21 protein-coding genes are annotated in these 19,585 nt (G+C 63.1%); 3 read left to right on the forward strand and 18 right to left on the reverse strand.

Features of this window, described 5'->3' with window-relative positions; translation table 11 throughout:
• Window positions 1–55: 55 nt before the first annotated feature.
• From BMZ66_RS26395 to BMZ66_RS03520, 3 genes are all read right to left on the reverse strand, one after another.
• Complete coding sequence (locus BMZ66_RS26395) at window positions 56–385, reverse strand: CsbD family protein (protein ID WP_092669003.1); 330 nt, start codon at window positions 383–385, stop codon at window positions 56–58.
• Between the two features lie 213 nt (window positions 386–598).
• Complete coding sequence (locus BMZ66_RS03515; RefSeq protein ID WP_092669005.1) at window positions 599–1,045, reverse strand: BLUF domain-containing protein; 447 nt, start codon at window positions 1,043–1,045, stop codon at window positions 599–601.
• A gap of 41 nt (window positions 1,046–1,086) precedes the next feature.
• Window positions 1,087–2,073 (reverse strand): 2-hydroxyacid dehydrogenase, encoded by a 987-nt coding sequence (locus BMZ66_RS03520; RefSeq protein WP_092669007.1) that lies wholly within the window; start codon window positions 2,071–2,073, stop codon window positions 1,087–1,089.
• A gap of 265 nt (window positions 2,074–2,338) precedes the next feature.
• Between BMZ66_RS03520 and BMZ66_RS03525 the strand changes: the two genes are divergently transcribed.
• Window positions 2,339–2,935, forward strand: coding sequence for a glutamyl-tRNA reductase (locus BMZ66_RS03525; RefSeq protein ID WP_234794959.1), 597 nt, complete (start codon window positions 2,339–2,341; stop codon window positions 2,933–2,935).
• Window positions 2,936–2,945: 10 nt separating this feature from the next.
• On the opposite strand, the gene BMZ66_RS03530 is transcribed toward BMZ66_RS03525, so the two are convergent.
• A complete protein-coding gene (locus BMZ66_RS03530; RefSeq protein WP_092669011.1) occupies window positions 2,946–3,653 on the reverse strand; it encodes a hypothetical protein in 708 nt (235 codons plus the stop codon).
• Window positions 3,654–3,742: 89 nt separating this feature from the next.
• Here BMZ66_RS03530 and BMZ66_RS25460 point away from each other — a divergent pair, with 89 nt between their 5' ends.
• Window positions 3,743–3,988, forward strand: coding sequence for a hypothetical protein (locus tag BMZ66_RS25460; protein WP_177204577.1), 246 nt, complete (start codon window positions 3,743–3,745; stop codon window positions 3,986–3,988).
• 23 nt (window positions 3,989–4,011) lie between these two features.
• Here the strand turns inward: BMZ66_RS25460 and hemF are convergent, their stop codons facing one another.
• The 10 genes from hemF to BMZ66_RS03585 all read right to left on the reverse strand — a co-directional run bounded on the left by hemF (window position 4,012) and on the right by BMZ66_RS03585 (window position 15,129).
• Window positions 4,012–4,953, reverse strand: a complete 942-nt coding sequence (gene hemF, locus BMZ66_RS03540; protein WP_234794960.1) for an oxygen-dependent coproporphyrinogen oxidase — start codon at window positions 4,951–4,953, stop codon at window positions 4,012–4,014.
• 71 nt (window positions 4,954–5,024) lie between these two features.
• Window positions 5,025–5,945, reverse strand: a complete 921-nt coding sequence (locus tag BMZ66_RS03545; protein WP_092669015.1) for a universal stress protein — start codon at window positions 5,943–5,945, stop codon at window positions 5,025–5,027.
• Window positions 5,946–5,998: 53 nt separating this feature from the next.
• Complete coding sequence (locus BMZ66_RS03550) at window positions 5,999–6,730, reverse strand: sulfite exporter TauE/SafE family protein (RefSeq protein ID WP_092669017.1); 732 nt, start codon at window positions 6,728–6,730, stop codon at window positions 5,999–6,001.
• A gap of 3 nt (window positions 6,731–6,733) precedes the next feature.
• The gene (locus tag BMZ66_RS03555; protein ID WP_177204578.1) at window positions 6,734–7,237 is read right to left on the reverse strand and encodes a FixH family protein; all 504 of its coding nucleotides are present in this window, start codon (window positions 7,235–7,237) and stop codon (window positions 6,734–6,736) included.
• Between the two features lie 205 nt (window positions 7,238–7,442).
• Window positions 7,443–8,852, reverse strand: a complete 1,410-nt coding sequence (gene ccoG / locus BMZ66_RS03560; RefSeq protein ID WP_092669021.1) for a cytochrome c oxidase accessory protein CcoG — start codon at window positions 8,850–8,852, stop codon at window positions 7,443–7,445.
• Window positions 8,853–9,029: 177 nt separating this feature from the next.
• Window positions 9,030–9,911 carry a cbb3-type cytochrome c oxidase N-terminal domain-containing protein gene (locus BMZ66_RS03565; protein ID WP_234794961.1) on the reverse strand — a complete coding sequence of 294 codons (882 nt, stop codon included), beginning with the start codon at window positions 9,909–9,911 and terminating at the stop codon, window positions 9,030–9,032.
• Window positions 9,912–9,916: 5 nt separating this feature from the next.
• Window positions 9,917–10,111 (reverse strand): hypothetical protein, encoded by a 195-nt coding sequence (locus BMZ66_RS03570; protein WP_092669025.1) that lies wholly within the window; start codon window positions 10,109–10,111, stop codon window positions 9,917–9,919.
• A gap of 87 nt (window positions 10,112–10,198) precedes the next feature.
• Window positions 10,199–12,421, reverse strand: coding sequence for a cytochrome-c oxidase, cbb3-type subunit I (gene ccoN, locus BMZ66_RS03575; protein ID WP_092669027.1), 2,223 nt, complete (start codon window positions 12,419–12,421; stop codon window positions 10,199–10,201).
• Window positions 12,422–12,528: 107 nt separating this feature from the next.
• Window positions 12,529–12,693, reverse strand: coding sequence for a cbb3-type cytochrome oxidase assembly protein CcoS (gene ccoS / locus BMZ66_RS03580; protein ID WP_092669029.1), 165 nt, complete (start codon window positions 12,691–12,693; stop codon window positions 12,529–12,531).
• Between the two features lie 12 nt (window positions 12,694–12,705).
• Window positions 12,706–15,129, reverse strand: a complete 2,424-nt coding sequence (locus tag BMZ66_RS03585; RefSeq protein WP_092669031.1) for a heavy metal translocating P-type ATPase — start codon at window positions 15,127–15,129, stop codon at window positions 12,706–12,708.
• Between the two features lie 163 nt (window positions 15,130–15,292).
• Between BMZ66_RS03585 and BMZ66_RS03590 the strand changes: the two genes are divergently transcribed.
• Complete coding sequence (locus BMZ66_RS03590; RefSeq protein WP_092669033.1) at window positions 15,293–15,682, forward strand: group III truncated hemoglobin; 390 nt, start codon at window positions 15,293–15,295, stop codon at window positions 15,680–15,682.
• A 330-nt stretch (window positions 15,683–16,012) separates the two neighbouring features.
• Here the strand turns inward: BMZ66_RS03590 and BMZ66_RS03595 are convergent, their stop codons facing one another.
• From BMZ66_RS03595 to BMZ66_RS03605, 4 genes are all read right to left on the reverse strand, one after another.
• The gene (locus tag BMZ66_RS03595; RefSeq protein ID WP_177204579.1) at window positions 16,013–16,330 is read right to left on the reverse strand and encodes a cupin domain-containing protein; all 318 of its coding nucleotides are present in this window, start codon (window positions 16,328–16,330) and stop codon (window positions 16,013–16,015) included.
• Between the two features lie 43 nt (window positions 16,331–16,373).
• Complete coding sequence (locus BMZ66_RS25025) at window positions 16,374–16,685, reverse strand: hypothetical protein (protein ID WP_143080041.1); 312 nt, start codon at window positions 16,683–16,685, stop codon at window positions 16,374–16,376.
• Window positions 16,686–16,869: 184 nt separating this feature from the next.
• Complete coding sequence (locus BMZ66_RS03600; protein ID WP_092669037.1) at window positions 16,870–17,916, reverse strand: response regulator; 1,047 nt, start codon at window positions 17,914–17,916, stop codon at window positions 16,870–16,872.
• Window positions 17,894–19,504 carry a sensor histidine kinase gene (locus tag BMZ66_RS03605; RefSeq protein WP_092669039.1) on the reverse strand — a complete coding sequence of 537 codons (1,611 nt, stop codon included), beginning with the start codon at window positions 19,502–19,504 and terminating at the stop codon, window positions 17,894–17,896. Before BMZ66_RS03605 ends, BMZ66_RS03600 begins: the two co-directional genes overlap by 23 nt.
• Window positions 19,505–19,585: the final 81 nt, after the last annotated feature.

The following is a 19,585-nucleotide window of genomic DNA, read 5'->3' on the forward strand; positions in this document are numbered from 1 at the left end:
GGGTCCGATGCTGCAAGCCATTGGCGGGCACGATGGGTGGACGAAGCGGGAAAACCTACAGGTCGTTCAACAGCTTCACAATTTGGCGCTTGCGCTTGCCTAGCTTGGCTTGCAGGCGGCTCACCAGTTCGTGGCCTTTGCCTTCCACGTAAGTCAGGTCGTCCTCGGTGAGGTGAGTGTAGGCCTCCTGCAGCTTGCCTTTGAGTTGGTTCCAGTCGCCTTTAAGGCGCAGGCGCTGGTCCGTGCGGAAGTTGCGGAAATGCTCGCGGCGCTCAACGCCTTTCTTAGAATAGAGCAGGATTCCGACTACCGCGCCTACACCGGCGCCGGCCAGGGCAGTGAGCAATACTTTGCCGGTAGATTTTTTTGGGGTTTCGTAGGTCATGGTGAGGGGATTAAACAGTGGTAATGAAGCCGCAGGCCAAGCTCGGCGCTGCGCGTTTGGGGTTTAGCAAAGGTTGTGTCCTCATCCACTGCGCTGCATTGACGTTTGTCCTTCTTAAGGATGACATTCGTCAAGCCCCGTGAAGCAATGAATGGCAGGGAGGGTAACGCTCAGGGCCTGACCCTGCGTGCTTACCGCCCCTCCGGTGGCTGCCTATTGCTCCTGCCAGGTCGGGATGCGGTCATTGGCGATGAAATCCATCACCAGGCCCAACAGCTGAGGCCGGGGGTAGGGGCGAGTCAGCAGCCCCAGGTTATTCGGGGCGGCTTCGCCGAGCAGGGTGCGCAGGTCGTGGGGCTGGGCGTGCCGGAAGCCCATGGACCAGGCGGCGAAGCTGCGCTGGGGCCACGACCCTTCGCCGAGCACCTGGCAGTGGTGGTGGCGCGCATCCGACAGGATGCCGTGGTAATAGAGGTGCCGGACGGTGGCCCGGGCTCCTTCCAGCACTTGCAGGAACCGGCCTTCGGGCGTGTGCAGCAGCACGCCGGTGATGTCGTGCCGCTGGTTATAGATGCGGCACTGGTGGAGCAGGCCGTCGAGGGCGGCCGCGTCCATTGGCGCCATCCACTGGCTCTGATAAATAAGGTGGTACGGTTGCATGCAGAATAAGAGGAAGAGTCGTAAGCAGTTGGCAGCGGGGCTTACAGTTCGTGCGGCGCGGACTGGTGACGGGCCCAGGCATCGAAGCTGGCCGCGGTGGCATCGGCGATGTTGGTGAGGGCCTCGCGGGTCAGGTAGGCCTGGTGGCCGGTGAGCAGCACGTTGGGGTAAGTGAGCAGCTGGGCGTAGGTGGCATCGCGCAGCGGCTCGGTGCTGTGGTTGCCGAAGAAGAGGCCTTTTTCGTGCTCGTACACGTCGAGCCCGAGGTAGCCGAGCTGGCCCGAATCGAGGGCGCGCAGGGCGGCGGCGGTGTCGAGCACGCCGCCGCGCCCGGTGTTCACCAGCAGCACGCCGCGCTTCATCTGGCCCAGCACTTGGTCGTCGAGCAGGTGCTGCGTTTGCGCGGTAAGCGGCGTGTGGACGCTGATGATGTCGGCCTGGGCGCAGAGTTCGGGCAGGGTCACGTAGCGCAGGCCGTACTGCGCGCTCAGCTCGGGGTTGGGCTGCACGTCCACGCCCAGCAGCTGGCAGCCGAAGCCGTGCAGAATGCGCGCCACCACGGCCCCGATGCGCCCCACGCCCACGATGCCCACGGTCTTGCCGTGCAGGTCGAAGCCAATGAGCTGGTCGAGGCGGAAGTCGTTGGCCCGCAGCTGCTGGTCGGCCTGGCGCAGGTGCCGGCACAGGGCCAGCATCAGGGTCACGGCGTGCTCGGCAATGGCGTAGGGCGAGTACTCGGGCACATTGGCCACGCGCAGACCCAGGCGATGAGCGGCAGCAAGGTCCACGTTGTCGGTGCCGGCAGCCCGCACTGCTACGGCGCGCACCCCGTGGGCGTGCAGCTGCTCAAGTATCGGGGCTGAAATGTCATCGGGGGAGAACACGCACACGGCTTCCGAACCCAGGGCCAGGGCCACGGTGCCGGGGTTGAGGCTGACTTCAAGAAACCGCAGCTCGTGGCGGCCGGCGTTGGCCTTTTCCAAAAAGGGGCGCTCGAAGGCCAGGGTGCTAAAGACGGTAACTATCATGGTAAGCAGGCGGAAAATAAAGGCGGCTGGCCCGGAATCAGGCTCCGCAAGGTTCCGTCGCCGCAGGCCCACGCACCATGACGTTCGTTATGGGATTGGCCGATTTTCATCAACCCGGCCCACTGAATTAGCCAGCTTATTTTCCGGGATTTTCCGAGGCCCGCCGGCAAGGCTTTTTAATCAGGAGGGCTGATGCTATATATCAGGAGGTGACAAGCTGGACCTCGCCCGGGGCATTCAGGACGCCGACGTCGTCATCTCTTCGGTGTCGGCGGCGCCCATCATCACGCCGCTGCTCCTCGATAGCCAAGCCGTGCTCAGCCACAAATACTTCGTGGACCAGTCCATGCCCCACAGCATTGCCGCCGCCATCGAAACAGTGCCGGGCGTGCTGCTGTACTCCCTCGATGGTATCCAAAGCAAAGCCTCTGCGGCCCTGGAGCGCCGGCTGGCGGCCGTGCCGCAGGTGCGGGTCATCATCGCCGAAAGCATGGCTGGCCTGCACGACTGGAGCGAGGAGATGGAGGTTTCGCCCACCCTTCAGAATCTGAAAAACGCCCTGGAGCAGCTGCGGCAGGACGAAATGAAGCGCTTCGGCAAGCGGATGTCTCCCGCCGAAGCTGTGATGGTGGACGAAATAATCAGGTCCCTGATGCAAAAGCTGCTCAAGCAGCCCGTGCTGCAACTCAAAGCTGCCTGCAAGCGGGGCGAGCCCGGTCAGCTGGTGGAGCTCCTCAGCGAGCTGTTCGATTTAGAGCGCCAGCCGGCTGACGTAGGGCAAATCAGTGAAATAACGTCACGCTTCGGCTGCGCGCCGTCAGATGGGCCTAGTCGGGTCGAAAACGCCTTCCAAACCGACTAGGCCCGAATCTTTAGGCGCTGCAAGGCTGGCGCAGGTCCATGAAAATGAGGCGCCAGCGCCCACCGGCTCCGGCCGACTTGGCGAAGTGAAACCGGAAGCCCGTGCGGGTTTGCAGCACCGAACGCACGGTGCGGCCCTGGGCGGCCTTGCCCTGCGCTGCAGTGGCGCCCTTCACGGTGGCGCTCGGCCAGAAGTCGAGGGCGCGAAACGCGGTGGCGGGGCCGGAGAAGCACCCCTGCTGGGCAAAGCCTGCGTTCTGCTTGGTTTGCAGGGCGCAGTCAGCTGCGGGCAGCTGCTTTAAAACCTGTAGCTGCGGGCAGGTCATCAGTTGTTTATCCAGCGAAAACAAGAGACGGTTTTGGTCGGCGCGGCGAAAAGCCCCGGCTTCCACCACCCGCGTCACCAGCGGCAGCGCGCCGGGCTGCTCCAGAATCCAGAGGCCAAATTCTGGGTCGATGAGTTGGTTGAGCACCTGGGCATCGTGGCCGCGCAGGGCGCCTTCCAGCAGCAGCCAGGCCCCGGCCACCGACGTGTCGGTGGGCATCACCGCGTTTTCGGTGCGCGCGGCAGCCGAGTCCGGCTTGGGAGCGGTGGCGGGCAGGGCTTGCACCGAGGCTGGGGCGGCCGTCTCGCCGGGCATGCCGTTGGGGTTTTTGGTGTTGCAGGCTGCCAGCAACAAGGCAAGTGCAGCAGCGAAGAGGCAAGAGGGGAGGCGCATAAGAAAAGAGGGAATGGAGGTTGGAAAGGCGCCGCGGGTTTATTCAGGTGGACAATTGGAAAAACCAGAACGTCATGTAATAGAACGTCATGCTGAGCGCAGCCGAACCGAAGGTCGCCGTAGGCAAGCATCTGGCCCGCTTCGTCCGCAATAGCTGCAAATCGTCCGTCATGCTGAGCCTGCGAAGCATCTTGTCACGCCTCAACGACTTGGTCAGCGGTGATAAGGTGCTTCGCAGGCTCAGCATGACAGCCGGCGCGGTAAAGATGCTTGCCTACGGCGACCTTCGGTTCGGCTGCGCCCAGCATGACGTTTGTTGTGCAGCGTTCTGTTAGGCGACGTTCTTTTTAAATAAGCCCTAGGCCACTACTTCGGACACAGGCGCCCACTCGATGCCCTGGCGCAGCCACTGCTGCGTGGCGGCTTCCGGGGAGCCGGGCTCGACGGCGTAGTTGTAGTGCCATTCGGCCTGAGGCGGCAGGCTCATGAGGATGCTTTCGGTGCGGCCGCCGGTTTCGAGGCCGAAGCGGGTGCCGCGGTCTATGGCCAGGTTGAATTCGGCGTAGCGGCTGCGGCGCACCTGCTGCCATTGTTTCTCGCGTTCCGTGAACGGCAGGTCCTGGTTTTGGCGCATGATGGCGGCGTAGGCTCGGCCGTACACCTCGCCCACGTCCTGCACGAAAGCGAACAGCTCCTCGAACGAGCCGTCCTGGCCCACGGTGAGTCGGTCGAAAAAGATGCCGCCGACGCCGCGGGTCTCCTGCCGGTGGGGCAGGTAGAAATACTCGTCGGCCCACTTCTTGAAGCGCGGGTAGTAGCTGGGGTCGTGGCGGTCGCACACGGCCCGAATCTGCTCGTGGAACCAGCGAGCCTGCGCTTCGTCGACGTAAATCGGGGTCAGGTCGAGCCCGCCGCCGAACCATGCTTCGCCGTTGCCGGCCTCGAAGTAGCGCACGTTCATGTGCGAAATGGGCACCATGGGGCTGCGCGGGTGCTGCACCACGCTCACGCCGGTGGCGAAGTAGCGGCGGTCGGGCAGGAGCAGGGATTGGGCGGCTTGCTCCGTGAGCCCGCCCCACACGGCCGAGAAGGCGACGCCGCCTTTTTCCAGTATGTCGCCCTGCAGCAGCACCCGCGTGCGGCCGCCCCCGCCGCCGGCGTGTTCCCAGGGCGTCTCAGTGAACTTCACGCCGCTGCCGTCGGCTAGCTCCAGCCGGTAGCAAAGCCAGTCCTGAAAGCTGCGCATCCAGTTTTCCACGCGGGTGCGGGGCGGGGCAATCATTTCATTAGCGGTAGTCATATCAGTAGTAGAGTTAAGAGTGAGTCGGGCTTCGCTTAGGGCCAGTGCCGGTACCGGACTGCGCCTCTGTTTCAGGCCCAAACAACGGCGCGGTAGGCGGCGAGTCGGGCGGCGGCGGCTTCCTGCGCCAACCGTTCGTGGCAGTGTTCGCAGCAGGTGTCCGCCGCCGGTTGCTCGGTGGCCCGCAGCACCAGCACCGGGATTTGGGTGTGGTAGGCCTGCGTTTGGGTGTAGCACAGGTCGAAGTAGCGCAGCAGCTGCGCCGTATCGGTCGGGGCAATAATGAGCAACTGGGCCTGGGTACGGGCGCAGTACTCGCTCACGCCTTCGAGCGGGGCCTCGTCTTCCACCAGGTGCTCGGTGATGGTGGGCCAAGTGAGCTGAGACGCGGCCCGGCCCAGGGCCTGCTTGAGCTGCCGCCGACGGGCGCGGGCCGCGTGCGGGTAGAACTGCACCAAATCCAGCGGCGCGGGAAAGGCACTGGCCAGGCCCGAAAGCCGGGGCAGCAGATGCAGATTCAGTGCATCAAAATCGGCGGAGAAAACCAAGCGGTTGGGCAAGGACCGCCGCCCGGCCGGCACCACCAGCACCGGGCAGCTGACCAGCGCCGTGATAGTGGCCGCATGGTTGCCGGGCGCTACTTCCTGGCCGCAGTCGATGTGCTCGAGGCCCATTACCATTAGGTCGGCCGCGCAGGCAGTGGCTTCGGCCTGCACGTGGTCGTGCAGGCAGCCAGCCAGCACCCGGTAGCGGTACTGGATGCGGCGGCCGTTTTGGCGGGTGAGCTGCTGGTAGCGCAGGCGTTCCACCAGCCCGCGTAGGCGCTGCTCCTGCGCCAGCAACGCAGTGGCCGGCTCACCCGCCGCGGCATTGAGCTGGTGGCAATACAGCAGCACCACTTCGGCCGGCCAGCGCACGGCCAGCTTGTTGGCGTAGGCCAGGGTGTGCTCGGCGGAGGCGGTGTGGTCGATGGGAACAAGGATAGTTTTCATGGGCAAAGGCGGGCAGAAGGCCAAAGAATGGGTGATTGCGAAGGGTTGATGAGTTAGTGGCAGTCGTGCACCGTGGCCGGATAGGCGGCGGTGGTTTTGGCAGCGGCAGGCCCCAGTTGCGGGCTCAGGTAGGGAATGCCCAGCCCCAGGCCGCGCACGATGAAGAGCACCGCCAGCACCGAGGCCGCGTAGGGCACGGCCTGCCGCATGCGGGTGCGCCAGGCCAGGGGCACCAGCCGCCCGCTCAGCGACAGCCCGAACATGAGCGGCAGCGTGCCCAGGCCGAAGCAGGCCATGTAAGCCGCCGCGCCCCACACGCCCGACGCGCTCAGCGCCCCGGCCAGGGCCAGGTACACCAGGCCGCAGGGCAGCAGGCCGTTGAGCAGGCCAGTAGCATACAGGGCGGGCAGCGTGGGCTGTTGAAACAAGCGGCCCAGCGTGTTTTTCACCCAGGCCAGCGGCCGGGTCAGCCCGAGCCAGCCGGCTAGGCGGCTGGTGTAGCGCTCCGGCACCGCCACCAGCAGCAGAATCAGCACGCCCGAGGCAATGGACAAGCCCTGCTGCACCCCGGCCAGGCGCAGCCCCTGGCCCACCAGGCCGGCCGCTGCCCCCAGCGTGGCGTAGGTTGTGATTCGGCCCAGGTTGTAGAGCAGGCGGCCACCGCCGTAGCGCAGCGACGACGTCGCCTTATCCATGCCGCCGGGCAGCGCCAGGGCAATGGCCCCGCACATGCCCACGCAGTGGAAGCTGCCCAGCAACCCAAACAGGAATCCGGCCCAGAGCATGGTTTAATTAAGCGTAAGGTCTTGTTCGAGGAAGTAGGCCTGCCCGCCCACCGTAAAATCCAGCTGGACGCGCCACAAGCCGGGCGCCATTTTGCTGGTATTAACAACCTGCCGCCGGTCGGCTGCTGGCTGCAGTGGCAGCTTGAAATCCAGAGCTTTATCGGAGGGGCGGAAGAAATGAACCTGGCCCTGCACCGTTTGCCCAGCCAGAGCGGCCGGCAGCTCCAGCGTCAGGCGCCGACTGGCAGCCTCGTGGCGCAGCTGCACCGGAGTGGCCAGGGCGGCCGTCCGGGCCACTGCGTCCATGCGCTGCTGGTGGGCCAGCTCCTGCTGGTAGTAGTCGGCGCTGACCAGGTTCACATCAGTCTGCATGGCCTGGTAGACCATGGAGCCGATATAGGCAGCAAACAGCACGAAGACGGCGACGATGGCATAAGGCCAAGGGCTGCGTTTGGGAGGGAAAATGGCCGGGTTGGACATCAGTTTATTAAATTTTAGAACGGTCATATTGAGTATTGAGCGCAGCCGACGGAACCTCACCCCCGGCCCTGCCGGGTACGACCCCTCTCCAAAAGAGAGGGGAGCCTGACGCCCGCGCCGGACCGGTTCCCCCTCTTTTTTGGAGAGGGGGTCAGGGGGTGAGGTTCCGTCGGCTGCGCTTAGTATGACCGCCTTTTGTGCAAAAGACATATTGCATTATGAGGCGCGCCAGCTACTGCGACGGCCCCAGAAACTTGGTGCTGGTTTCCGAAATCAGTTCGCCACCGCTGAACAGGCCGATGCGGATTTTCTGGTTGGTGCGGTGCAGGGCCGTGCGGGGCAATTCAGCGAAAAAGACACCTTCGGTTATGCCCTGCGCGGGTAGCTTCAGGCCAGTGGTGCCGATGAGGGAAATTTGGCCTTGCGCCGGTTCGAGGATGCGCAGGGTGATGGGGTAGCGGCGGTTGGTCTTGTTGATGACCGAGATGTTGTAGAGGTTGGTGATGGTGCCGTGGTCGGTTTTCTGGTAGAGCTGCCCGGGGGTGCGCAACACGGTGGCTTCCACGTTGGAGCGCGACACGAGCAGGCCCGTGAGCACGGCCAGCAGCAGCACGAGCCCGCCCGAGAGTGCCTTCACGCGGCCCGTAAACCGGAACTTGGTGCCGTTGGCAATGCCGTTTTCCGAAGCGTGGCGAATGAGGCCCTGCGGCAGCTTCACTAGGTCCATGATGGAGTTGCAGGCGTCGATGCAGGCTGTGCAGTTGGTGCACTCCATTTGGGTGGCACCGTTGCGGATGTCGATGCCCGTGGGGCAGACTTGCACGCACTGGTGGCAGTCGATGCAGTCGCCTTCGGTACGCACCTTGTTTTTGTGCAGCTTCTCGCGCGGCTCGCCCCGCTTGTAATCGTAGGCCACCACCAGGCTGTCCTGGTCGAGCAGCACGCCCTGCAGGCGGCCGTAGGGGCACACAATGGTGCAGACCTGCTCCCGAAACCGCGCAAACACCGCGTAGAACACGCCCGTGAAAACCACCATGGCCGCCAGCCCGCCCAGGTGGGCCGTCAGCGGGTCGGTGATGATGGCCACCAGTTCATCCGAGCCGATGATGTAGGCCAGGAAGGTGTTGGCAATGAAAAACGAGACGGCCAGAAACAGGGCGTGCTTGGTGGTTTTGCGCCAGAGTTTGTCCCAGTCCAACTCGCGCCGGTCGAGCGCCTTTTGCTGGGGCGCGTCGCCCTCCAGCCAGTACTCGATGCGGCGGAAAACCATTTCCAGGAAGATGGTCTGCGGGCACACCCAGCCGCAGAACACGCGCCCGTACACCACCGTGAACAGGATGATGAACACCAAAAACGTGAGCGACGCCAGCAGCAGAATGAAGAAGTCCTGGGGCCAGAATATTTGGCCCAAGATGATGAACTTCCGGGCCGGCAGGTTCAGCATCAGCAGCGGCAGGCCATTGAGCCGCAGCCAGGGCCCGGCAAAGAGCACGGCCAGGAACCCGTAGCTCAGCCATTTGCGGGCGCGGTAGAGCCGGCCGGCGGGTTTCTTGGGGTAGAGCCACACCCGCTTACCCGCCGCATCCACCGTGGAGATGGAGTCGCGGTACGCGTCGTCGGGCTTGAATTGGGTGGAGGCCATGATGGGAAGATGTTAGGGGAACGTGCTGACGGAGAACCTCACCCCCCGGCCCCCTCTCCAAAAGAGAGGGGGAGCCAGACGAAGGCAGTATCCAGTTCGAATGCGAACGTTTTTCTTTTCAAGAGCTGCCGAGGCTCCCCTCTCCGCGGGAGAGGGGTCGGGGGTGAGGTGCCAGCGCTAGAGCCCGGCCACCGGCTTTCCGCCAGGAACTTCTTTTTCGCCCTGGGGCGGCTTGGCATTCGCGGGATTTGAACCTTGCAAACTCAGCGCGTAGGACGTGACCTGCAGAATCTGCTTGCCCGAGAGCTTGCCTTTCCAGGCCACCATGCCTTTGCTCGGAATGCCGTACTTGATGGTTTTGTACACGTGGTTCACCTCGCCGCCGTGCAGCCAGTATTCGTCGGTCAGGTTGGGGCCGACTTTGCCCTCGGCGTTGGCCCCGTGGCAGGGGGCGCAGTTGGTGGTGTAGATGGACTTGCCTTCGCCCAGGTCGGCCGCGGTGGTCAGGGCCAGGTAGGTGGTGAGTTTGGTGGGGTCGTCGGAACCAGCCGAGACGAGCAGGGCCGCCTGACGCATCTCGGTTTCGTACTCAGCCACTTGCAACTGGCCTTTCGTGGTAAGGTGGTAGTAGCCCACGTAGACGAAAGCAAACACGATGGTGAAGCCAAACCCGTACTTCCACCACGGCGGCAAGTCGTTGTCGAACTCGTGGATGCCGTCGTAGTCGTGGTCGAGCATCTCGTCCTTGTACTCGCCGCGCACCAGCGTCGCGTCGCCCACCAGCAGGCCCAGCACCTTGCCGCTCCAGGTGTTGTGCACCGTGGGCAGGTCGTAGAGCTGGCGAAGCTGCGGCTTCATCTGCACCACGATGGTGATGCCCACCAGCAGCAGCGCGCCCAGCAGCAGCCCCAGCAACCCCATTAATAGCCAGAACAGCACTTCCTGCTCGCTCATGCCGGCGGCTTTAGCTGGCGCGGTGGCTTCCGGGGTTTGGGCGCGGGCCACGCCGCGCAGCACCAGGCCGGCCGCAGTCAGCAACGCTAATCGGATGGGTTTCATGGGCGCTAACATGAGGGGTTGGAGTTAGGCGTCAGTGGCTCGTCTTCCAGCAGGGGCAGCATGCTCATGGCGTTGATGTGCTGGCGGTTGGCAACCAGCACGTACACCAGCAGGGCCAGGAAAAAGAGAAAGAAGATGACGAAGGAGATGAGCGGGTAAATCGAAATGCCCGTGATGGACTGCAGAACTTCTTTGTACATGGTGAGGAGGTTGTAGCGTGGACTCTGCGAGTCCGCGTATGGTGGGTTGCGGGAGTTTCGTTCACGCGCGGACTCGCAGAGTCCACGCTACTGCGCGGCGGCTTCGGCAGAGGCCGCGGCCTGCTCGGGCTTCACTTTGATGTCGGTGCCCAGGCGCTGGAGGTAGGCAATCAAGGCCACGATTTCCCGGTCGGATTTCACCTCGATATCTTCCTTCTTCAGGTCGGCCACAATGCCCTGGGCTTGCTTTTGCGCGTCGGCCACGGCTTGTTGGTCGTAGCCGGCGGGGTAGGGGGTGCCCAACTGTTGGAGCACCCGGATTTTAGCCGGCAGGTCCGTGTAGTCGATTTCGTTGTCGAGCAGCCACGGGTAGGGCGGCATGATGGAGCCGGGCGACATGCTGGTGGGGTCCATCATGTGGTTGTAGTGCCAGGAGTGCGGGTATTTGCCGCCCAGGCGGTGCAAGTCGGGCCCGGTGCGCTTGCTGCCCCAGAGGAAGGGCCGGTCATATACAAACTCACCGGCCTTGCTGTACTCGCCGTAGCGCTCGGTTTCGGAGCGGAAGGGCCGCACCATCTGGGTGTGGCAGTTCGAGCAGCCTTCCTTGATGTAGAGGTCGCGGCCCTGCAATTCCAGCGAGGTGTAAGGCTTCACCGAGGCGATGGTGGGCACGTTGCTCTTCACCAAGAACATCGGCACCATCTCGATAATGCCGCCAATGAGGATGGCCACTGTAGCGCCCACGGCTAACTGAAAGGGGCGGCGCTCAATCCAGCGGTGCCAGTGGCCACCGGTGGCGTGCGGGTCCTCGGCGGCGGGTAGGAGGGCGGGCGCTTCGGCTTTTTCGTTGACTAGCAGCGTACCGCTTTTGGCCGTTTTGTACAGGTTGTACATCATCAGGAACACGCCGCTCAGGTAGAGCACCCCGCCGATGCCGCGCAGGTAGTACATGGGCACGAGCTGCAGCACGGTTTCCAGGAAATTGGGGTATTGCAGCATGCCCTCGGCGTTGAACTGCTTCCACATCAGCCCCTGCGTGAAGCCCGACCAGTACATCGGAATGGCGTAGAACAGGATGCCGAAGGTGCCCAGCCAGAAGTGGGTGTTGGCCAGTTTAGTGGAGTGCAGCGGCGTTTTGTAGAGGCGCGGCCAGAGCCAGTAGAGCATGCCGAAGGTCAGGAAGCCGTTCCAGCCCAGGGCCCCTACGTGCACGTGGGCTACAATCCAGTCGGTAAAGTGGGCCAGGGCATTCACGTTCTTCAAAGCCAGCATGGGGCCTTCGAAGGTGGCCATACCGTAGGCCGTAATGGCTACGACGAAGAACTTGAGCACGGGCTCGGTGCGCACCTTGTCCCAGGCGCCGCGCAGGGTCAGCAGGCCGTTAATCATGCCGCCCCAGCTCGGTGCAATCAGCATGATGCTGAAGGCCACGCCCAGGCTTTGGGCCCAGTCGGGCAGGGCGGTGTAGAGCAGATGGTGGGGGCCGGCCCAGATGTAAATGAAAATCAGCGACCAGAAGTGAATGATGCTCAGACGGTAGGAGTACACCGGCCGCTCTGCTGCCTTGGGCAGGAAGTAGTACATCATGCCCAGGTAGGGCGTGGTCAGGAAGAAGGCCACGGCGTTGTGGCCGTACCACCACTGCACCAGCGCGTCCTGCACGCCGGCGTAGGCCGAATAGCTTTTCATGAAGCTCACCGGCAGAGCCGCCGAGTTTACAATGTGCAGCACGGCTACGGTGAGGAAGGTGGCGATGTAGAACCAGATACCCACGTACAGGTGCCGCTCGCGCCGCCGGGCAATGGTGCCGAACATGTTCCAGCCAAACACCACCCACACTAGCGTGATGGCAATGTCGATGGGCCACTCCAGCTCGGCATATTCCTTGGAAGTGGTCAGGCCCAGCGGCAGCGAAATCACTGCCGAAACGATGATGAGCTGCCAGCCCCAGAAGTGCACCTTGCTGAGCACATCGGAGAACATGCGCGTCTTGCACAGGCGCTGCAGCGAGTAGTACACCCCCGTGAAAATGCCGTTGCCTACAAAGGCGAAAATCACGGCGTTGGTGTGCAGCGGCCGGATGCGGCCGAAGGTGGTGTAAGCGTTGCCCAGGTTCACCTCGGGCCGGGCCAGCTGAAAGGCGGCCAGCACCCCGACCAGCATCCCAATAATTCCCCAGATGACGGTGGCAATGCCAAAGTCGCGGACAATCTTGTTGTCGTAGAAGAAGGTTTCAATCCCCCGCGCGGGCGGCGGGGCCACCAGGAGCGGCTGCGTCCCAGTAGTGGGTAATTCTAGTTCAGCTTGCATGGCCTGAGAAGAGTGTTTTAACTGCTTCAAAGGTCCCCCAAGGGCATATCTGAAAAGATGACGAACGTCAGCCGCGCGGCTGATTGATGTCAGGTGACTGGGTCTCTTTATGAGCCTTTGGTTTCGGTATCGTCCGTTTCATCGAACAGCATCCGCACGGCGGGCGTGTAAGTGTCCTCGTACTGGCCCGAGCGCACGGCCCACAGAAAGGCACCGAGAAAAAGCAGCGCGACTATCAGGCTGATGCCGATAAGCAGGAAAATAATGGTCATGTCAGGGTTATTTTAAAGCTGGCGGCGGTGGGCGGCGTAGCGCACAAGCAGGGTGGCAAACGCCATCACGCTGAGCGAGCTGATGGGCATGAGGATGGCCGAGGCAATGGGCGTGAGCAGGCCCTGCACCGCCAAACTCAGGCCAATGCCGTTGTAGCAGAAGGAGAGCCCGAAGGTGGCCAGCACGATGAAGCGGCAGTCGCGGGCGAAGCGCAGAATGGTGGCCAGCCGGCCGAAACTGCTGGCTTCCAGAATGGCATCGCAGGCGGGGGAAAAGTTGGTGAGCGTCTCGGTGAGGGCAATGCCGACGTCGGCCCGTTGCAGGGCGCCGGCGTCGTTGAGGCCATCACCCACCATCACCACCCGCCGGCCCTGCTGCTGCAGCGCTTCTACAAAGGCTAGCTTTTCGAGCGGCGACTGCTGAAACCGCAGCTCTGCTTCGGCCCCGAACAGTTGGCGCAGTCGGATGATGTCCGCGTCGTTATCGCCCGTAAGCAGCGCCAGGCGGTAGCGCTGGCCGAGGTTCTTCAGTAGCGTCGGCAGGTTCTCGCGGTAATCACTTTGGATGGCATAGTGCCCGCAGGGCTGTCCATCTAGGGCAACGTACACTTTGGAGCTACGTTCTTCCGAAGCTTCGCTGGGGACATCAGCACCAATAAAAGCAGCTGAGCCCACGCGGACCGACGTGCCCGCAACCACACCGCTAATGCCCTGGCCGGGGATTTCAGTGTACTCGTCAATTCTAAAAGCAGAAGGCCCCAAATGCAGCGCTAGCCGCTGGCTCAGTGGGTGCGTGGATTGCCCGACGAGTGCCGCCACACGTTGCGCATCCTCACTGGATAGGGCCGGGCCGCAGAAGCTGACAACGGCGCGATGGGCGTCGGTGAGCGTACCGGTTTTGTCAAAGACCAGCGTATCGGCCCGGCTCAGGGTTTCGATGACGGCGGCATTTTTCAGGTAGAGCTGGCGGCGGCCCAGCACCCGCAGCGCGGCGCCCATGGCGAAGGGCGTGGCCAGCGACAGCGCGCAAGGGCAGGCAATAATCAGCACCGATGTAAAGGCGCGCAAAGCCATCTGCGGGTCCTTGGGGTACCAGTACAGCACCGAGCCGATGGCCAGCGTCAGCGTCAGGGCCACGAAGTATCGGCCGACGTGGTTGGCGTAGGTTTCGAGGGTGGGCCGGGCTTCCTTTTCGAACGCGGGGTTGTTCCAGAGCTGGGTGAGGTAGCCCTGCGACACTTCGCGCACCACCTCCAGCTCCACGGATTCGCCCACCTGCCGCCCGCCCGCATACACCACCTCGCCCACGGCCTTGGCCACGGGCACGCTCTCGCCCGACACGAAGCTGTAGTCAATCAAACCCACCCCACGCAGTAGCACGGCATCGGCCGGAATAATTTCCTGGTGCCGTACCCGGATTCGCTGGCCGGCCTGCAGCTCCTTCACCGACACCGACTGCTCGCCGGCTTTGGTAAGCAGCGTGACAGCCACCGGAAAGTAGGAGGTGAAGTCGCGGTCGAAGCGCAGGGCGTCGTAGCTGTGCTGCTGCACCCATTTGCCGATGAGCATGAAGAAGACCAAACCCGTGAACGAGTCGAAGTAACCCGGCCCGCGCTGCGTTAGCACGTCGAACACGCTGGTCACAAACAGGGCCGTGAGACCGAGGCTGATGGGAAAATCAAGGTTGATGTAGCGCTGCCGCAGCCCCTGCCAGGCCGATTGGTAGAAGCTGCGCGCACTTACCAGCAGTACCGGCAAGGCCAGCAGCAAGCTCAAGCCGCCAAAAAACCGCCCGAAGGCAGTGTGCAGCCCCTCAGTAAAGGAAAAGTAGTCGGGAAAGGCCAGCAGCATCACGTTGCCGAAGCCGAAGGCCGCCACGCCCAGCTGGTAGTACAGCGTGCGGCTGGCGGCGTGGGGCTGGGCGCCCAGTTCGGCCAGCGTAATCTGGGGCTCGTAGTTGATGGCGGCCAGCAAGGTCACTACTTCTTTCAGGCTGGTGGTGGCCGGCTGGTAGCTTACCGTCAGCTCTTTGCGCAGAAAATTCACCCGCGACTCCCGGATGCCCGCGTTCAGCTTGAATAGGTTCTCCAGCAGCCAGATGCAGGAGGCGCAGTGCATCTGCGGGATGGTGAGCGTGAGCCTGGCCAGGGTAGGGGAGCGGAAGGCGAGCAGCTGGCTTTGCACCGATTCCAGGTCGAGGTAGTCGAAGCGGCCGGGCAGCTCCACCGTTTTTACGCGCTGGCCGGGCTGTTCGTCGAGGCGGTAGTAGGTGCACAGGTTACTGGCGTCCAGCAGTTCGTACACGGCCTTGCAGCCCTGGCAGCAGAAATGCAGCTCGGGCTGGCCGCTTAGCGCAATGGGCTCGTCGGGGCAGTCATCGCCGCAGTGAGTGCAGGCAACGCGGGTGGTAGTTTCGGGAGCAGCGGTGGTGGTCACGGGCGGGCAGGGGGTTGGCAGCCTCAAAGCTCCGGTTTGCGGCTTGGCGAAAAACTGATGAACGTCAGTCTCTCGGATGATTCATTTCAGCCCCGCTAATGTTCCAAAGCCGCATCTTTGAACTGGCGTTGCGCAAAGCCAACCCGCAGCTTCTTTAATAATCATGACCAACTCCCTGCCCGACATCACTTCCGAGGCTGACATCCGGCTGCTCGTCGATGGGTTTTATGCCAAAGTTGTGGATGATGCGCTGCTGGGCCCGATTTTCAACGACTTCGCCCACGTCGACTGGCCCCACCACCTGCCCGTGATGTACGATTTCTGGAGCAGCCTGCTGCTGGGCACCACGCGCTACCACGGCCGGCCCTTTCCCAAGCACCTGCCGCTGCCCATCGGGGCTGACCACTTTCAGCGCTGGCTGGCCTTGTTTGAGGCAACGGTAGATGAGCTGTTCGCTGGCCCTAAGGCGGAAGAAGCCAGGGTGCGCGCCCGCAGCATTGCCACGCTGTTTGAGCACCGCTTGCGCGAACGCAACCCGCTCTCTCTGATATAACCTGGGCTAATAGCGCTGCCGTTTAAAAGGGCACAATTAACTGCGTAGATGCGGTTCCCAATTTGGTGTGCAAGCTGCTTTTTGTAGCGCGAACTTTGTAGTTCGCGTCCCCGCGCCGCTAGCTCGTTCTGGCACGCGAACTACAGAGTTCGCGCTACTGCTTGCCAAGTGCCCTGATGTGGAAATTGCTCTAAAAAAGCGCTTTAAAGCCGATGAAAACACCAAATATGCTGTTTTCAGGGTGCCGAATACTTTGAAGGTGGGCAAGAAATCGGGTCCGCAGCTATCACGCTTGCTTAGACGCCCTCCAGCTCTATCCAGAAAGGGAAACTACCGGTAAATCAGAATCCGGGCGGCTTCCAGGCAGTGCAGCGAATGCGGCGCGCCAGTGGGAATGATGACGTAGTCACCGGCCGTTACTTCCGTCGGTACTTCTTCCTGGGTGATGATGAGTCGGCCGGTCAGCACCGTCACCAACACGTCGACGGAAGCGTGGTGGGTGGGCATGATTTCGCCCGTTGCGAAGGTTTTGTAGATGACCTTCTGGCCGTTTTTCTCCAGCAGTACCAGGGCTTTTTGTTCGCCAGCGGCGGGGTGGCTGCCTGCCAGCAGGCTGCCGGATTTTAGGGGTGGGTAGGTCAAGGTCATTGGGAAGGGGTGGAGTAATTGCGTTGAGGACGAACGAGCGCCGTCAGAACTTGTGGGAGTGGCAGGACGCACAGTCCGACAGCGTAGGGAGGGCGTAGGCCTGCTTCTGAATGGCCTCGTCCAGGGCCTGCTGGAAAGCATCCAGCAGCTGGCTGCGGGCATCGCCCGGCAAGGTCGGCAGCACTTCCTCGATGGCCGTGCGGTACACGTGGGCCATGAAGTTCGGGCCGTAGCGCGTAAAAAAACGGTCGTGCACGTTGCCGAACGACACCCGCTCCGCCGAGGAAATGGACCGCGACAACGCCAGCCATTCCCTCGCGTTATTTTCCAGGTCGAATTGTAATTCTTGCGTCATGAGCCGGTGAGTAGCGGCGGCAGGGCAAGCGGCATTCCGTACTATTCAGAAAACCGTCCGCACTGCCGCCTTTGGATGGCCCAAAACTACCGGCCGCTTCTCGCCGCTGGCATGACGAACCTCACCCGCCGGCATGAGCTTTGTCAGCCCCCGTCGGCCTCGGAAGCGGCAAACGAAGCTTCGGCTACCAGCGGGCCCGGCGCAGCTTCTCAGGCTCCAGCACCCGGATGTTCTTGGGCGCCAGCTCAATCAGCCCGTCGGCTTTGAACTCGCTCAGGGTGCGAATCAGCGACTCGGGCGCGGTGCCGACCATGGCGGCCATGTCGTCGCGCGAGAGCTGAATGCTGCCCTCCGGCCCGGCCTGCTCGTGCAGGCGCAGCAGGGTATCGGCTACGCGGCGGCGGATGGAGCTGTAGGCCATGGCCAGCAGCTGCGATTCCCGCTCGCTCACGCGGCCCGCCAGCAGGCGGATGAACTGCTGGCCCACCTCGGGGTTGCGCAGCAGGAGCTGAGTAAAGTCGTCCTGCGGGATGTACACCAGCTCCGATTCCTCCACGGCCACAGCCGAATCGGTGTGGGGCGTGTGGTCGAGCACGGGCAGGTAGCCGAAGAACTCGCCGGGGCCGTAAAGGCCGGTAATCAGCTCCTTGCCGCCGTCGGTGGTTTTCACGGTTTTCACCCGGCCGGCCTGCACGAAGTACACCCGCGTGGGCTCGTCGCCTTCGAGGTACACGTCCTGCTTCTTGCGAATGGCGTGCACTTTCCGGTCGGCCGACAAGCTGTGCAAGTTGCCCACGGCGCGGGCATCGTCCAGAAACTCGCCCAGGCCTTGCGTCGTGGCGTCGTATTCGGGCTTGAGGTGCTGGAAGCGGTTGAGGCGGCCGGCGATGGCGCTCAGCAGCTCGGCTTTGTCGAAGGGCTTGGTCAGGTAGTCGTCGGCGCCCAGGGCCATGCCGCGGCGCAGGTCGATGCGCTCGGTTTTGGCGCTCAGAAAGATGAACGGCACGCCGGCCAGCTGGGCGTTCTGGTTGAAAATCTGGAGCACGCCGTAGCCGTCGAGCACGGGCATCATGATGTCGCAGATAACCAAATCGGGCTTGGTGGCCAGGGCCAGCGCCACGCCCAGCTGGCCGTTTTCGGCCGTGAGCACCGCGAAGCCAGCCATTTCGAGCAGCTCGGCCGTGTTTTCGCGGATAACGACGTCGTCTTCAATCAGCAGAATGGTTTTCATAGGGAATGGTGATGGTGACGGTGGTGCCCACGTCCAGGGTGCTGCGCAGGGCGATGGTGCCCCCCATCAGCTCCAAATACTTGGCAATAATGTAAAGCCCGAGGCCGGTGCCGGGCACGGTGCTCACGTTGCGGGCCCGGAAAAACCGCTCGAACAGGTGCTCCTGGTCTTCCTGGGAAATGCCCACGCCCTGGTCCTCCACGCTGAGCGTGAGCTGCCGGTTGTGGCAGGTGGCGCGGACGTGGACAATAGTGTTTTCGCCGGAATACTTGATGGCATTCGACAGCAGGTTGACCAGGATTTTGCGCAGCAGCGAGGCGTCCAGCCGAATGAGGCCGGCGCACTCGGCCGCGCACTCGATGCGCTGGCCGGTTTTGAGCAGCGCCTGTACGTCGGCCACCGTTTCGCCCAGCAGCGCCTCCATGTTCAGGGTGGCCGGCGTGGCTTCCACGCGGCCTTCCTCGATGCGGCCCACCGACAAAAACTCCTCGAGAATGTTGTTCAGCTGCTTCACCGAGGAGCGGATGCGGTCCACGTGCTTGAGCTGCTTGTCCTTTTGCGGGCCCTGGGCGTAGTCGGCAATCAGCTCGGCCGAAGTGAGCACGCCGGTCAGGGGCGTGCGGAATTCGTGCGAGGCCATGCTCACGAAGCGCGATTTCATCTCGCCCAACTCCTGCTCGGCCGCCAGGGCCGTCGTTAGCTCCCGGCTGCGCTGCTCGAGCTGCTCCAGGGTGTTCATCAGGGCGTGGGTGCGGTCGGCTACTTTCTGCTCCAGGTCGGCGTTGAGGCGGGCCACCCGCTCCTGCTGAGCCGATAGTTCTAGCTCGGCGTTGTGTTTGGCGGTGATGTCGAGCACGTAGGCCACCACGTACAGCTCCTCGTCGAGGTGGAAGTAGCTCAAACTCACTTCCACCGGAAAGTCGGTGCCGTCCTGGCGCTGGCCGCGCAACACGCGGTTGTGGCCCATGCCGCGCACCTGCGGGTGGGCATTGAAGCTTTCGCGCAGCTGCTGGTGGTGCCGGCCGGCCGCGTTGGGCACCAGTACCTCGATGCGCCGGCCCAGCAGCTCGGCCGGCGGGTAGCCAAACTGCTGCCCGGCCAGCTCATTGGCCGACACGATGTCGCCGGCCCGGTTGCACACGATGATGCCGATGGTGGCGTTGGTGAACACCGCCTCGAAGCGCCGCACGCTGTGGGCCAGCTCGCGCTCGGCCTGCTGCAGGCGGCTTTGCTTGCTGATATGAATCAGGAAGAACGGCTGGTCGCCGTCCTCGAAGTAGGTCAGCTCCAGGTAGGCGCTGAAGGCCTCGCCGGTGTGGCGCCGGATTTCGGCCTCCACGGCTTGGTGGCCTTCGCGCCGGGCCTGCTCGCACAGGTCCTGCCACTGCACGGCGCTCCACGGGGGCTTGCGCAGCGAGTGGTCGGGGTCCGCCAGAAACACGTCTTCCGAGGGGTATCCCAGCAGGCGCACGCCGGCCGGGTTCACTTGCGTGAACCAGCCCTGGACCGGGTCGTAAATCCCGAAGAATTCCTTGGCTTGGGTATACAGCAAATCGGTGAGGACGCTGGAGGAAGGGCTTGGTCGCATGGGAAAAGAATAAGCCGCCACAATAATGTTAATAGCTTGGCAATAGCAAGGCCGCCCCGCAAGGTCGGCATTAATGCGCCC

The sequence above is a fragment of the Hymenobacter arizonensis genome, from assembly GCF_900115775.1.
Taxonomy (GTDB): domain Bacteria; phylum Bacteroidota; class Bacteroidia; order Cytophagales; family Hymenobacteraceae; genus Hymenobacter; species Hymenobacter arizonensis.

What these genes read in the sequence shown, in the direction of transcription:
- BMZ66_RS03530 (WP_092669011.1), bottom strand. Translation starts at nt 3,653, where the DNA reads ATGCGCCTCCCCTCTTGCCTCTTCGCTGCTGCACTTGCCTTGTTGCTG.
- BMZ66_RS03555 (WP_177204578.1), bottom strand. Translation starts at nt 7,237, where the DNA reads ATGACCGTTCTAAAATTTAATAAACTGATGTCCAACCCGGCCATTTTC.
- BMZ66_RS03520 (WP_092669007.1), bottom strand. Translation starts at nt 2,073, where the DNA reads ATGATAGTTACCGTCTTTAGCACCCTGGCCTTCGAGCGCCCCTTTTTG.
- BMZ66_RS03605 (WP_092669039.1), bottom strand. Translation starts at nt 19,504, where the DNA reads ATGCGACCAAGCCCTTCCTCCAGCGTCCTCACCGATTTGCTGTATACC.
- ccoN (WP_092669027.1), bottom strand. Translation starts at nt 12,421, where the DNA reads ATGCAAGCTGAACTAGAATTACCCACTACTGGGACGCAGCCGCTCCTG.
- BMZ66_RS03550 (WP_092669017.1), bottom strand. Translation starts at nt 6,730, where the DNA reads ATGCTCTGGGCCGGATTCCTGTTTGGGTTGCTGGGCAGCTTCCACTGC.
- BMZ66_RS25025 (WP_143080041.1), bottom strand. Translation starts at nt 16,685, where the DNA reads ATGACGCAAGAATTACAATTCGACCTGGAAAATAACGCGAGGGAATGG.
- BMZ66_RS03570 (WP_092669025.1), bottom strand. Translation starts at nt 10,111, where the DNA reads ATGTACAAAGAAGTTCTGCAGTCCATCACGGGCATTTCGATTTACCCG.
- BMZ66_RS03595 (WP_177204579.1), bottom strand. Translation starts at nt 16,330, where the DNA reads ATGACCTTGACCTACCCACCCCTAAAATCCGGCAGCCTGCTGGCAGGC.
- ccoG (WP_092669021.1), bottom strand. Translation starts at nt 8,852, where the DNA reads ATGGCCTCCACCCAATTCAAGCCCGACGACGCGTACCGCGACTCCATC.
- BMZ66_RS03545 (WP_092669015.1), bottom strand. Translation starts at nt 5,945, where the DNA reads ATGAAAACTATCCTTGTTCCCATCGACCACACCGCCTCCGCCGAGCAC.
- BMZ66_RS03590 (WP_092669033.1), top strand. Translation starts at nt 15,293, where the DNA reads ATGACCAACTCCCTGCCCGACATCACTTCCGAGGCTGACATCCGGCTG.
- BMZ66_RS03515 (WP_092669005.1), bottom strand. Translation starts at nt 1,045, where the DNA reads ATGCAACCGTACCACCTTATTTATCAGAGCCAGTGGATGGCGCCAATG.
- BMZ66_RS03600 (WP_092669037.1), bottom strand. Translation starts at nt 17,916, where the DNA reads ATGAAAACCATTCTGCTGATTGAAGACGACGTCGTTATCCGCGAAAAC.
- ccoS (WP_092669029.1), bottom strand. Translation starts at nt 12,693, where the DNA reads ATGACCATTATTTTCCTGCTTATCGGCATCAGCCTGATAGTCGCGCTG.
- BMZ66_RS25460 (WP_177204577.1), top strand. Translation starts at nt 3,743, where the DNA reads ATGCTGAGCGCAGCCGAACCGAAGGTCGCCGTAGGCAAGCATCTGGCC.
- BMZ66_RS03565 (WP_234794961.1), bottom strand. Translation starts at nt 9,911, where the DNA reads ATGAAACCCATCCGATTAGCGTTGCTGACTGCGGCCGGCCTGGTGCTG.
- hemF (WP_234794960.1), bottom strand. Translation starts at nt 4,953, where the DNA reads ATGACTACCGCTAATGAAATGATTGCCCCGCCCCGCACCCGCGTGGAA.
- BMZ66_RS26395 (WP_092669003.1), bottom strand. Translation starts at nt 385, where the DNA reads ATGACCTACGAAACCCCAAAAAAATCTACCGGCAAAGTATTGCTCACT.